10 protein-coding genes are annotated in these 12,892 nt (G+C 60.8%); 7 read left to right on the top strand and 3 right to left on the bottom strand.

Annotated elements, in window-relative coordinates:
- The 6 genes from BMY54_RS26645 (at position 1) to BMY54_RS26620 (ending at position 6,038) form a co-directional block, all read left to right on the top strand.
- The gene (locus tag BMY54_RS26645) at positions 1–1,194 is read left to right on the top strand and encodes an SfnB family sulfur acquisition oxidoreductase (protein WP_093440558.1); all 1,194 of its coding nucleotides are present in this window, start codon (positions 1–3) and stop codon (positions 1,192–1,194) included.
- Positions 1,194–2,552, top strand: coding sequence for an LLM class flavin-dependent oxidoreductase (locus BMY54_RS26640; RefSeq protein WP_093440553.1), 1,359 nt, complete (start codon positions 1,194–1,196; stop codon positions 2,550–2,552). Before BMY54_RS26645 ends, BMY54_RS26640 begins: the two co-directional genes overlap by 1 nt.
- Positions 2,553–2,671: 119 nt before the next feature.
- Positions 2,672–3,481 (top strand): MetQ/NlpA family ABC transporter substrate-binding protein, encoded by an 810-nt coding sequence (locus BMY54_RS26635; RefSeq protein ID WP_093440548.1) that lies wholly within the window; start codon positions 2,672–2,674, stop codon positions 3,479–3,481.
- A 2-nt stretch (positions 3,482–3,483) separates the two neighbouring features.
- Positions 3,484–4,605, top strand: a complete 1,122-nt coding sequence (locus BMY54_RS26630; RefSeq protein ID WP_093440543.1) for a methionine ABC transporter ATP-binding protein — start codon at positions 3,484–3,486, stop codon at positions 4,603–4,605.
- Entirely contained in the window at positions 4,595–5,239 is a 645-nt protein-coding gene (locus BMY54_RS26625; RefSeq protein WP_034151854.1) for a methionine ABC transporter permease, read from the top strand. Before BMY54_RS26630 ends, BMY54_RS26625 begins: the two co-directional genes overlap by 11 nt.
- 172 nt (positions 5,240–5,411) lie before the next feature.
- A complete protein-coding gene (locus BMY54_RS26620) occupies positions 5,412–6,038 on the top strand; it encodes a class I SAM-dependent methyltransferase (protein ID WP_093440539.1) in 627 nt (208 codons plus the stop codon).
- 196 nt (positions 6,039–6,234) lie between these two features.
- Here BMY54_RS26620 and BMY54_RS26615 read toward each other — a convergent pair whose 3' ends face one another.
- Genes BMY54_RS26615 through BMY54_RS26605 form a run of 3 tightly spaced genes read right to left on the bottom strand, consistent with a single transcriptional unit; the run spans position 6,235 to position 11,443 of the window.
- On the bottom strand, positions 6,235–9,282 hold the full coding sequence (locus BMY54_RS26615; protein WP_093440534.1) for an efflux RND transporter permease subunit: 3,048 nt from the start codon (positions 9,280–9,282) through the stop codon (positions 6,235–6,237).
- Positions 9,279–10,343 (bottom strand): efflux RND transporter periplasmic adaptor subunit, encoded by a 1,065-nt coding sequence (locus tag BMY54_RS26610; protein ID WP_093440529.1) that lies wholly within the window; start codon positions 10,341–10,343, stop codon positions 9,279–9,281. Before BMY54_RS26610 ends, BMY54_RS26615 begins: the two co-directional genes overlap by 4 nt.
- Positions 10,340–11,443: an efflux RND transporter periplasmic adaptor subunit gene (locus tag BMY54_RS26605; RefSeq protein ID WP_093440524.1), complete on the bottom strand. Its 1,104-nt coding sequence runs from the start codon at positions 11,441–11,443 to the stop codon at positions 10,340–10,342. Before BMY54_RS26605 ends, BMY54_RS26610 begins: the two co-directional genes overlap by 4 nt.
- A gap of 200 nt (positions 11,444–11,643) precedes the next feature.
- On the opposite strand from BMY54_RS26605, the gene BMY54_RS26600 reads away from it, so the two are divergent.
- Entirely contained in the window at positions 11,644–12,840 is a 1,197-nt protein-coding gene (locus BMY54_RS26600; protein WP_093440520.1) for an AAA family ATPase, read from the top strand.
- Positions 12,841–12,892: the final 52 nt, after the last annotated feature.

Raw genomic sequence — 12,892 nt, 5'->3', positions numbered from 1 at the left:
ATGACTTTTTCCCATCACGTCGCGGTCATCACTAGCGATGAGCAAGCCCTGATCGTCGCCAGCGACCTGGCCGAAGATTTCAAACGCGACAGCGCCCTGCGCGACCGTGAACGTCGCTTGCCACTGCCGGAACTCGATGTATTTTCCCGCTCCGGTCTATGGGGCATCAGTGTGCCCAAGGAGTACGGCGGCGCTGGCGTGTCCAACGTAACGTTGGCTAGAGTCATTGCCCTGATCGCTCAGGCTGACGGCTCGCTCGGGCAGATTCCGCAGAACCATTTCTACGCACTGGAAGTGCTGCGGGTGAACGGCAGCCACGCGCAGAAGCAACGGCTGTACGCCGAGGTTCTCGCCGGCCAACGCTTCGGTAACGCCCTGGCGGAACTGGGCACCAAAACGGCCCACGACCGCGTCACCAGTCTCAAACGCGACGGTGACGGCTATCGCATCAATGGCCGCAAGTTTTACTCGACCGGGGCGATTTACGCCCAGCGCATTCCGACTTCCGTTGTCGATGAAAATGGCGTGCAGCAACTGGCCTTCGTCCCGCGCGACAGCCAAGGCCTGACCGTGATCGATGACTGGAGCGGCTTCGGCCAACGCACCACCGGCAGCGGCTCTGTTGTGTTCGAAGACGTGCTCGTCTCGGCTGAAGACGTGCTGCCCTTCCAAAGCGCCTTCGAACGGCCAACCACTGTCGGCCCGCTGGCGCAGATCCTTCACGCGGCCATCGACACCGGTATCGCCCGCGCCGCTTACGAAGACGCGCTGCACTTCGTGCGCAGCAAGACACGTCCATGGATCGATTCCGGCAACGACAAAGCCACCGAAGATCCACTGACGCTGAAAAGCTTCGGCCACTTGAGCATCCGCCTGCACGCCACGGAGGCGTTGCTTGAACGTGCCGGCGAATTCCTCGACGCTGCGCAAGCCGAGACCCGTGCAGAAACCGTCGCTGCCGCTTCGATTGCCGTCGCCGAAGCACGGGCGATCAGCACTGAAATCTCTTTGGCCGCCGGCAGCACGCTGTTCGAACTGGCCGGCAGCCAGGCGACCCTGATCGAACACGGCCTCGACCGTCACTGGCGCAACGCCCGCGTGCACACCTTGCACGACCCGGTGCGCTGGAAATACCACGCGGTGGGCAACTACTACCTCAACGATGAAAACCCTCCATTGCGAGGGACGATCTGATGAGCGCCGTGAAAAAGAAGATCCTGCTCAATGCGTTCAACATGAACTGCATCGGCCACATCAACCATGGCCTGTGGACGCATCCGCGCGACACCTCGACGCGCTACAACACCATCGAATACTGGACTGAACTGGCGCAGTTGCTGGAACGGGGACTCTTCGACGGGTTGTTTATCGCCGACATCGTCGGCGTGTATGACGTCTATCAGAACTCGGTCGAAGTGCCGCTGAAAGAGTCGATCCAGCTGCCGGTCAACGATCCGTTGCTACTGGTCTCGGCGATGGCCGCTGTGACCAAGAACCTCGGCTTCGGCCTGACCGCCAACCTCACCTACGAAGCGCCGTATCTGTTCGCCCGACGCATGTCGACGCTCGATCATTTGAGCCGTGGTCGGGTGGGCTGGAACATTGTTACCGGTTACCTCGACAGCGCTGCGAAAGCCATGGGCCTCAGCGAACAGGTCGAACATGACCGTCGTTATGACCAGGCCGACGAGTACCTGGAAGTGCTCTACAAACTCTGGGAAGGCAGTTGGGAAAACGGCGCGGTACTGAATAACTGTGAGCAGCGGATCTACGCCAACCCGGAAAAAGTGCACAAGGTCGAGCACAGGGGCGAGTTCTATCAGGTCGAGGGTTATCACCTCTGTGAGCCGTCGCCACAGCGCACACCAGTGCTGTTCCAGGCCGGCAGTTCTGAGCGCGGTTTGCTGTTCGCCGGGCGTCACGCCGAGTGCGTGTTCATCAGCGGTCAGAACAAGCCATCGACCAAGGTTCAGGTCGACAAGGTGCGCGCCAGCGCCGTCGAAGCCGGGCGTAATCCTGAAGACATCAAGGTGTTCATGGGCCTTAACGTGATTGTCGGCGAGACCGAAGAAGCCGCGTGGGCCAAGCATGCCGAGTATCTGAGCTACGCCAGCGCCGAAGCCGGCGTGGCGCATTTTTCCGCATCGACCGGAATCGACTTTTCCCAGTACGAGATCGACGAACCGATCCAGTACGTGAAGAGCAACGCTATTCAATCGGCGACCAAGAACCTGCAGAACAATGACTGGACCCGGCGCAAATTACTCGACCAGCACGCCCTCGGTGGCCGCTACATCACCGTGGTCGGTTCGGCTGAGCAAGTGGCGGATGAGCTGGAATCGTGGATCGCCGAGACCGGCCTCGACGGGTTCAATCTGACCCGGATTGTTACGCCGGAGAGCTATGTGGATTTCATTGAGCTGGTGATCCCTGAACTGCAACGACGTGGGTCGTACAAGACCGCGTACGACAACGGCAGCTTGCGCGAAAAGCTGTTTCACGGCGCGGCGCAGCTACCGGAGCAACACACCGGCTCTTCGTACCGGCATTAAAAGCTTCGCGAGCAAGCTCGCTCCCACATTTGGAATGCATTTCCCTGTGGGAGCGAGCTTGCTCGCGAAGAGGCCCGACCAGACACCACAAATCTTATGCACTGACTGGAAAACTCATCATGACCAAAAAACGCCTGTCCCACCCAGTCAAAGCACTGGCCCTGGCTCTCGGCCTGTTCAGCTCGGCCATCTTCGCCGCCGACGCCCCACTGAAAATCGGCACCACCGCCGCCTTCGCCATTCCTCTGGAAGCCGCCGTCGAAGAAGCCTCCAGACAAGGCCTGAAGGTCGAGTTGGTGGAGTTCACCGACTGGATCGCACCCAACGTCAGCCTCGCCGCCGGCGACATCGACGTGAACTACTTCCAGCACATTCCGTTCCTCGAAAACGCCAAAGCCGCCTCGGGTTTTGATCTGGTGCCGTTCGCCCCGGGGATCATCAACAACGTCGGTCTCTACTCGAAAAAATACAAAAGCTTCGATGAGTTGCCCGAAGGCGCCAGCGTCGCCATCGCCAACGACCCGATCAACAGCGGCCGTGGTTTGCAACTGCTGGCCAAGGCCGGTTTGATCACGCTGAAACCGGGCGTCGGCTACAAAGCCACCGAAGACGACATCGTCGCCAACCCGAAGAAAATCAAAATCCTCCAGGTCGAAGCCGTGCAATTGGTGCGCGCCTATGACGACGCCGATCTGGTCCAGGGCTACCCGGCCTACATTCGTCTGGCGAAGACTTTCGATGCCGGTTCGGCGCTGCTGTTCGACGGCCTCGACCACAAGGAATACGTGATCCAGTTCGTCATCCAGCCGAAAAGCAAAACCGACCCGCGCCTGATCAAATTCGTCGACATTTACCAGCATTCGCCGGTTGTTCGCGCGGCGCTGGAGAAGGCCCACGGCAAGCTGTATCAAGCCGGTTGGGAAAGCTGAGCATGACGGCCGCGATCCAACGGCGACTGGAGATTCCAGAGCCACACCATGCTGAAAAAACCGAGCTGCACCCCGAGCTGAATCGCGCCCACGTACGCTTCATCGGTCTGGGCAAAACCTACAACGGCCGGCAAGGCCCGGTCGCGGCTTTGCAGGGCATTGATCTGGCGATCCAGCGCGGTGAAGTGTTCGGTATTATCGGCCGCAGCGGCGCTGGCAAGTCATCGCTGATTCGGACGATCAATCGTTTGGAACAGCCGACGTCCGGGCGCGTGCTGATCGATCAGGTCGACATCGGCGAGTTCGATGAAGACCGTCTGGTCGCCCTTCGCCGGCGCATCGGTATGATTTTTCAGCACTTCAATCTGATGTCGGCCAAGACCGTTTGGCAGAACGTCGAATTGCCGCTGAAAGTCGCGGGCGTGCCAAAAGAGCAGCGCGACAAAAAAGTCCGTGAATTGCTCGAACTGGTCGGTCTGCAAAGCAAGCACAAGGCTTATCCGGCGCAGCTTTCTGGCGGGCAGAAACAACGCGTCGGCATCGCCCGTGCGCTGGTGCACGACCCGGATATTTTGCTCTGCGACGAAGCGACTTCAGCCCTTGATCCGGAAACCACGCAGTCGATCCTCGGCTTGCTGCGTGAGATCAACCAACGCCTGGGCCTGACCATCGTATTGATTACCCATGAAATGGCTGTGATTCGCGAAATCTGCGACCGCGTCGTCGTGCTGGAGCATGGCCGGGTGGTTGAGCAAGGCCCGGTCTGGGAAGTGTTCGGCAATCCGCAGCACGAGGTCAGCCAGACCTTGCTCGCGCCGCTGCAACACGCGTTGCCGGAAGAACTGCAGAGTCGTTTGCAGGCTCAAGCGCCGTCCTCCGACGCCGCTGTGGTGCTGCGTTTGCAGTTCACCGGCAGCGCCAGTGACGAGCCGGATCTGGCGGCACTGTTCGCTGCATTGGGTGGCCGGGTGAAGCTGCTTCAGGGCGGCGTCGAACGGATTCAGGGGCATGCGCTGGGACAACTATTGCTGGCGGTGAGCGGCTCTTCGTTCAGCGCCGAGCAACTGCGCGAGCGCGCCACGCCTTGGGCGCAACGGGTGGAGGTATTGGGTTATGTGGTTTGATCGCTTGTTGCAGGGTTTTATCGACACGTTTCTGATGGTCGGCGTGTCGTCGCTGATCGCCTTGCTGGTGGGGATTCCCATGGCGGTGATCCTGGTCACCAGCGACAAGGGCGGCATCTACGAGGCGCCGGTGCTGAATCGTGCCTTGGGCGCGTTCGTGAACCTGTTCCGCTCGATCCCGTTTCTGATTCTGATGGTCGCGCTGATTCCGTTTACCCGGTTGATTGTCGGCACCACGTACGGAGTGTGGGCGGCCGTGGTGCCGCTGACGATTGCGGCGACGCCGTTCTTTGCGCGGATTGCCGAAGTGAGCCTGCGTGAGGTCGATCATGGTTTGATCGAAGCCGCGCAGGCGATGGGTTGCCGACGTTGGCACATTGTCTGGCATGTGCTATTGCCCGAGGCGCTGCCGGGGATTGTCGGCGGGTTCACGATTACCCTGGTGACGATGATCAACTCCTCGGCCATGGCCGGGGCGATTGGTGCCGGTGGCTTGGGGGATATCGCTTATCGCTACGGCTATCAGCGTTTTGACAGCCAGATCATGTTGACGGTGATTGTGTTGCTGGTGGCGTTGGTCGCGGTAATTCAGTTGGGTGGGGATCGCTTGGCGCGGGGGTTGAACAAGCGCTGAGTCTGGCCGAGCTCATGCGGCGCCTTCACAACCGTTATCGCGAGCAGGCTCGCTCCCACATTTGGAATGCGTTCCACTGTGGGAGCGAGCCTGTTCGCGAATGGCTGCGCAGCAGCCCCGAACCCGATGGCGTATATTCGGCAAATCTCCTTTGCCCGTGCAGCCCTCGACCATGAAGCAGACCCCCACCGATCTCGAACAGATCACCGCCACCACCCTCGGCCATTACAACTCAGTGGCCGAAGACTTCCGCGAAGGCACCCGCGATCACGATGTCAGCCAGAACATCGATGCGTTGCTGCGGCATATTCAGGGCACGGCGCCATTCACGATTCTGGATTTTGGCTGCGGCCCAGGGCGGGATCTGCAAACGTTTACGCGCATGGGGCATGTCGCTGTAGGGCTCGACGGCTCTCAAGAGTTTGCGCGAATGGCCCGTGAAGACAGTGGCTGCGAGGTGCTGCAACAGGACTTTCTGAAGCTGGATCTGCCGGCCGAACGCTTCGACGGCATCTTCGCCAACGCGGTGTTGTTTCATGTGCCTTTGCAGGAATTGCCACGGGTGCTCAAGCAATTGCATGGCGCCCTGAAGCCCGGTGGTGTGCTCTTCAGCTCGAATCCACGCGGGGATAACCGTGAGGGCTGGAACGGGCCGCGCTATGGCTCGTATCACGATCTTGAGGCGTGGCAGGGGTTGCTGTCGGCGGCGGGGTTTGTCGAGCTTGAGCATTACTATCGGCCGGCCGGGCTGCCGCGTGAGCAGCAGCCTTGGTTGGCCAGCGTTTGGCGTAAGGCTTGAGTCGAGTCAGAGAAAAGCCCCTCACCCCCAGCCCTCTCCCAGAGCAGATTGGGGGAGATTGTAGAAGTACACCGACTTGATCGAACTTCGCTGAATCCATAATCGACCCGATCCTTCAGGTCGATGGATAGCGTCAGACACCTCGGTCAGTCCCCTCTCCCCCCGGGAGAGGGTTAGGGTGAGGGTCGTTGTTGACTCAATCCTTCTTCGGTTCGCGAATCTTGTACCAGGCCACATACAGCGCCGGCAGGAACAGCAGCGTCAGCAACGTCGCCACCACAATCCCGCCAATCATTGCGTAAGCCATCGGTCCCCAGAACACTTCCCGGGCAATCGGAATCATGCCCATGCTCGCCGCAGCGGCGGTCAACAGGATCGGCCGGCGCCGGTGCTCGGTCGCTTCCACCACCGCATCCCACGGCGCATAGCCTTTCTGCTCGAACTCATCGATCTGCGTCACGAGGATCACCGAGTTACGGATGATGATGCCGATCAGCGCGAGAATCCCCAGGATCGCCACGAAGCCCATCGGCGTGCCGGTCGGCACCAGCGCCAGTACTACGCCGATCAGCCCCAGCGGCGCGACACTGGCGACGAGGAACATCTTCTGCACGCTGTGCAACTGGATCATCAGGAAGGTCGCCATCAAAAACAGCATCAACGGCAAAACCTTGGCAATCGGCCCTTGGGCCTTGCCGCTTTCCTCGACCGTACCGCCGGTTGCAACTTTGTAGCCTACCGGCAGTTTCTCGGCGAAGGCATCAATCGACGGCTTGAGCAGTTTCACCAGATCGGTCGGCTGGATCTCGTCGCGCACCGAGGCCTTGATGGTGATGGTCGGCAAGCGGTCACGACGCCACACCAGCGGCTGCTCCAGTTCATAACGCACGGTGGCGAACGCCAGCAGCGGGATCGACGTGCCGTTGGGCGTAACGATCTGCAGATTCTGCAGGGTTTCCGGCGTACCGCGCTCCGAATTCACCGCCCGGCCGACCACATTGATCAGGTAGATGTCGTCGTTGACCTGGGTCAGCGGCGCGCCGCTGACGATGCTGTTCATCAGGTTCGCGACGTCTTCGGACGACAGCCCGAGTTGGCGCGCCTTGTCCTGAGCGATGTCGATGCGCAGGACTTTGCCCGGCTCGTTCCAGTCGTAAATGATCTCGCCGATGTGCGGGTTCTTGTCCAGTTCGGTGGCCAGGTCGATGGCGTGCTTGCGCACCTGATCGATGTCCTTGCCACTGACCCGGTACTGGATCGGACGCCCCACCGGCGGGCCCATTTCCAGCGCCTGGACGTAACTACCGATGCCGACGAAGTCTTTGTGCAAGCGCTCACGCAGGCGTTGGCTCAGGGCCTCGCGGGCTTCGAAGTCTTTGCTGACAATCACCAGTTGTGCGTAGTACGGGTTTTGCAATTGCTGGTCGAGCGGCAGGTAGAAACGGATCGCGCCCTGACCGATGTAGGTGCTCCAACGCACAATGTCCGCGTCGCCTTTGAGGGTTTCTTCCAGCTTGTCGACGGCTTTGCGGGTTTCGTCGATCGAGGCGTTTTGCGGCAGGTTCAGGTCGACGAGAATTTCCGGCCGGTCCGAGGAAGGGAAGAACTGGTTCTGCACAAAGCGCATGCAAAACACTGCCAGCACGAACAGCAGCACGGTAATGCCGATGGCCCACCAGCGATTGCGCATCGCCCACAGCAGACCGCCATTGAACGCACGCCCGACGCGGCCCGGCTCGGCTTCATGGGGTTTCACGTTGGCGCTGAGAATGTGCACGCCGATCACCGGAGCGAAGAACACCGCCACCACCCATGACACCAGCATCGCCACGGCGATCACCGCGAACAGGGTGAAGGTGTACTCACCGGCGGAGCTGGCATTGAGGCCGATGGGCACGAAACCCGCGACGGTCACCAGCGTGCCGGTGAGCATCGGGAACGCCGTCGAGGTGTAGGCGAACGTCGCGGCCTGCTCGCGGGTCTCGCCCATTTCCAGGCGCGTGACCATCATCTCCACGGTAATCATCGCATCGTCGACCAACAGACCGAGGGCGATGATCAAGGCACCGAGCGAAATCCGCTGCATGGTGATGCCACTGTATTCCATGAATACGAACACCATCGCCAGCACCAGCGGAATCGAGCACGCCACCACCAGGCCGGCGCGCACGCCGAGGCTGATGAAGCTGACCACCAGCACGATGATCACCGCCTCGAACAGGGCACTGGTAAAGCCACCGACCGCTTCTTCCACCACCACCGCCTGATCGGACACGGTGTGCACACCCACGCCAACCGGCAAGTCTGCGGTCAGTTCATCGATGCGTTGGTGCAACGCCTTGCCGAACTCCTGAACGTTGCCGCCCTTCTGCATGGCAATCGCCAGACCGATGGCCGGTTTGCCGTCGAAGCGGAATTCCGGGGTAGCCGGATCGGTGTAACCGCGAGTGATGTCGGCGATGTCAGCCAAGCGATAGAAACGGTCGTTGAGCTTGAGATTGACCTCGGCCAGATCTTTCTCCGAGGCGAACTGCCCCGAAGTGCGCACGGAAATCCGCTCAGGGCCGGCCTCGATCACACCGGCCGGGGTCACGGCGTTCTGCGATTGCAGGCTCTGCACAACCTGACGCTGATCGATACCCAACGCCGCCAGTTTGCGGGTGGAGAAGTTCAGATAAATCACTTCGTCCTGCTGGCCGATCATTTCGATCTTGCCCAGCCCCGGTACATTGCGGATCTCGGCCCGCGCCTGTTCTACGTAATCGCGCAACTGGCGCATGGTCAGGCCGTCGGCGGTGAAGGCGTAGACCGAGCCGAACACATCACCGAACTCGTCGTTGAACCCGGGCCCTTGAATACCTTTGGGGAACTGCCCGCGAATATCGTCGATCTTCTTGCGCACCTGGTACCAGATTTCCGGGATGTCCTTGGCGCTGGTGGTGTCGCGCAGGTACACGTACACCGTCGATTCGCCGGGGCGCGTGTAACTTTTCACGTAGTCGAGGGAGTCGAGTTCCTCGAGTTTTTTCTCGATGCGGTCGGTGACCTGTGCGAGGGTTTCTTCCTGGGTCGCGCCCGGCCATTTGGTCTGGATCACCATGGTCTTGATGGTGAACGACGGATCTTCTTCGCGGCCCAGATTGAAGTACGAGAACACGCCCATCAGCAACGCGACGAACATCAGGTACCAGACGAATGACTGATGCTTGAGGGCCCATTCGGAGAGGTTGAAAGAGCCTTTCATTGACTGTCCTCGTCAAGTTTTACCGATTGTCCGGGTTTGAGGCTGTTGACGCCGGCGCTGACCACGCGCTCGCCATTCTTCACGCCGCCCGCGAGCACTACGCTGCTGTCGGTGCGGCTGATCACGCTGACGTCGCGGGGGCTGACGGTTTTGCTCTGGGTGTCGATGACCCAGATCCGTGGTTTGCCGTCGACTTCCTGCAAAGCGGTAGCCGGCAATTCGATGCGCGGTTTGATCGCCGAACTGAGGGTCACGCTGATCGCCGTGCCGAGGCGGAAACCGTCCGGTGTCTCGGCCAGAGTCAGGCGTGCCCGACGAGTACGCGTGGCGCTTTGCGCCTGCGGTTCGATCTCGCGAAGGGTTGCCGTGGTGTTGATGCTCGGGTCGAGTTGCCCGGCCACCAGAAACACCACGTCGGAGGGAATCTGATCGACCAGGGTGTCCGGCAGATCGATCACCGCTTCCTTGATGTCCGGTTGCGCCAGGGTTACGACCTGCTGGCCCGCCGTCACCACTTGCCCGGCTTCGGCGTTCCACGCGGTGACCACGGCTTTATGGTCAGAACGCAGTTCGGTGTAGCCGAGCTGATCCTTGCTTTGATTGACCGCCGCCCGTGCCTGATCCAGCGAGGCCTGGGTGGTTTTCAAGTCCGTGGTGGCAATGTCCAGTTGTGCCTGCGCCCCGACGCCACGATCGAACAGCGCCTGCTGACGGCGGGCATTGGCCTGGGCATTGATCAGTTGCGCCTGAACCCTGGCCAGGTCGCCCTGGGCCGAACGCAATTGGTTCTGCTGATCAGACGGATCGAGGGTGGCGAGCAGCGTGCCCTTTTGCACTTCGGTTCCGACATCGACGTTGCGGCTGGCGATGCGGCCACCGACGCGGAAACCGGTGTTGCTTTCATAACGCGCCTGGATGCTGCCGGCGAAACGACCGAGGCTTTCCTCGCTCAACGCTTGAACTTTGACCGATAGCACCGGACGTACCGGCTCCGGAGGTGGCTCGCTTTTCGAGCAGGCCGCCAGCAACACACCCACGGATAACAGCCCCAGACGCTTCATGGCTGTGCTCCCGGTTGCAGATCCTTGTAGGTGTTTTCAGCGATTTCGACTTTCATGCCGGGATGCAATAACTGTCCTCCGGCGACAATGACTTTCTCCCCGCCCTTGAGGCCTTCGCTGATGATGACCTTGCCGATCAGGTAGCGGCCGACGGTCACGTTGTGCAACTGCGCTTCACCTTTATCGTCGACCATCCACACCGCCGGATCACTGATATTTTTGGTCAGCGCCGACCATGGCAATTCGACTGCCGACTTGCCGCTGCCCTTGGCGGTGGCGCTGACCACCGAGCCCAGCTGCATCCCTTGTGGCAGGCTGTCGAGGCTGACTTTGACTTGCACCGTGCCGGACTGCGCCGACACCGCCGGGGTGATTTCACGCACCGTGCCGGTGGTTTTGATGGCAGGGTTATCGAGCAGGCTGACGACGATCGAGGGATCCGCAGGACGCTCGGCCAGCAGCGATTCGTAGACATTGAACACCGCGTCACGGTCGCCATCGCGGGCCAACGAAAAAATCGGTGCCGTGGCCTGTACCACCTGGCCGACTTCGGCCTGACGCTCAGTGATCACGCCCGGGGCGTCGGCGATCAGTGCGGTGTAGCTGAGCTGATCTTTAGCGTTGGCCAATTGCGCCTGCGCCGCGCTCAAGGCGCTCTGGCTGCTGCGCAACGCGGCTTGGGCGGAATCGTATTCGCTCTGGCTGGTGTAACCCTTGGGCAGGAGTTTTTGCTGGCGCACGAAAGCGGCCGCGCTCTGTTTCACCCGGGCTTGTTCAGCGACGACTTGGGCCTGGGCCGAATCGACGTTGGTCTGCAAATCCTTGGGGTCGAGCTTGGCCAGCACTTGTTTGGCGGTGACCCGGTCGCCGACATCAACCATACGCTGGATGATCTTGCCGCCGACGCGGAACGACAGCTCGGTCTGCACGCGCGCCTGCACGTCACCGGTCAATGTCACCGCAGCGGCGTAATCCGTGGGTTTGACCTCTTGTACAAAAACCCGTGGCAGGTACTCAGCGGGAGCTTTTTTCTCGCCACAAGCGGTCACCAACGTGAGCAGACTCAGCATGACCGCTGTTTTCAAACCGGGACTCGCCATGCAGACTCCTTCCTGTGTACGAACGTGCAAGTGACGATACGACTGTGAGCTTAGAACAGGGTTCAACGTTCGCCCGTTCGTCCCCCATATTTCCTGAAGGAGCTGCCGTAGGCTGCGATCTTTTGATCTTTTAAAAACAACATCAAAAGATCGCAACCTTCGGCAGCTCCTGCAATGGGCGCCTCAAGAGAAGGAATTCCATGCTCAATACTCTCGCGGTGGCCAATTACCGCTCGATCAACAAACTGGTGATCCCGCTCGGCCGGCTGAACCTGATCACCGGTCCCAACGGCAGCGGCAAGTCCAATCTCTACCGGGCCTTGCGCCTGCTAGCGGAAACCGCTCAGGGCGGGGTGGTCAATGCGCTGGCCCGTGAGGGTGGGCTAGAGTCGACCTTCTGGGCCGGGCCGCAAACCATCAGCCGACGCATGCGCAATGGTGAGGTGCCGATCCAGTCGACGGTACGCCAAGGCGTGAAGCGACTGCGCCTGGGGTTCGCCGGGGAAGATTTCAGCTACTCGATCAGCCTCGGCCTGCCCGACTCCAACGGGCACTTCATGCTGCCCGAGCATTCGCACCCGATTCCCTCGCGCTTCAGCCTCGACCCGCAGATCAAGCGCGAGTGCATCTGGGCCGGCCCGCTCTACCGCCCCGCCAGCCTGCTGGTGGATCGTGACGGCCCGATGATCCGCACACGCAACGAGCGCCAATGGGATGTGCTGGCGCAACACACGCCGAACTTCGACAGCCTGTTCGATCAGGTCGGCAGCCTGCGCAGCTCGCCGGAAGTGTTCCAGATGCGCGAGTTCATTCGCCGCTGGCGCTTTTACGATCACTTTCGCAGCGATGCCGATGCACCGGTGCGCCAGCCGCAATTGGGCACACGCACGCCGGTGCTGCATCACGACGGCCGTGATCTGGCGGCGGCGTTGCAGACCATCATCGAGATTGGTGATGGCGATGCGATGCGTGCGGCGATTACCGATGCGTTTCCTGGCGCGCGGGTGCATATCGAAGCGCAGGCCGGTGGACGTTTTGCCATCGAGTTTTATCAGGAAGGCTTGTTGCGGCCGTTATCGGCGGCGGAGCTGTCGGACGGCACGTTGCGTTATTTGCTGTTGGTTGCGGCGCTACTGACGCCGAGGCCGCCGTCGCTGATGGTGCTGAACGAACCGGAGACCAGCCTGCACCCGGATCTGCTGCCAGCGTTGGCGCGGTTGATTATCCGTGCCTCGGAGCAGTGTCAGGTGTGGGTGGTGTCGCATGCGCGGCGGTTGATTTCGGCGTTGCAGGAAGACCCGGAATGCAATTGCATCGTGCTGGAGAAAACCCTGGGCCAGACCGGGATTGTCGGCCAGCGAGTGCTGGATGAGCCGGCGTGGAACTGGCCGGATTGAGCGTTCCAGCCAAAAGCCCCTCACCCTAACCCTCTCCCAGAGGGAGAGGGGA

It is taken from the genome of Pseudomonas sp. ok266 (genome assembly GCF_900110195.1).
GTDB classification, from domain to species: Bacteria; Pseudomonadota; Gammaproteobacteria; order Pseudomonadales; family Pseudomonadaceae; genus Aquipseudomonas; species Aquipseudomonas neuropathica.
Note: the sequence above shows the minus strand (reverse complement) of the source record. Positions and strands in the feature narration are given on the sequence as shown.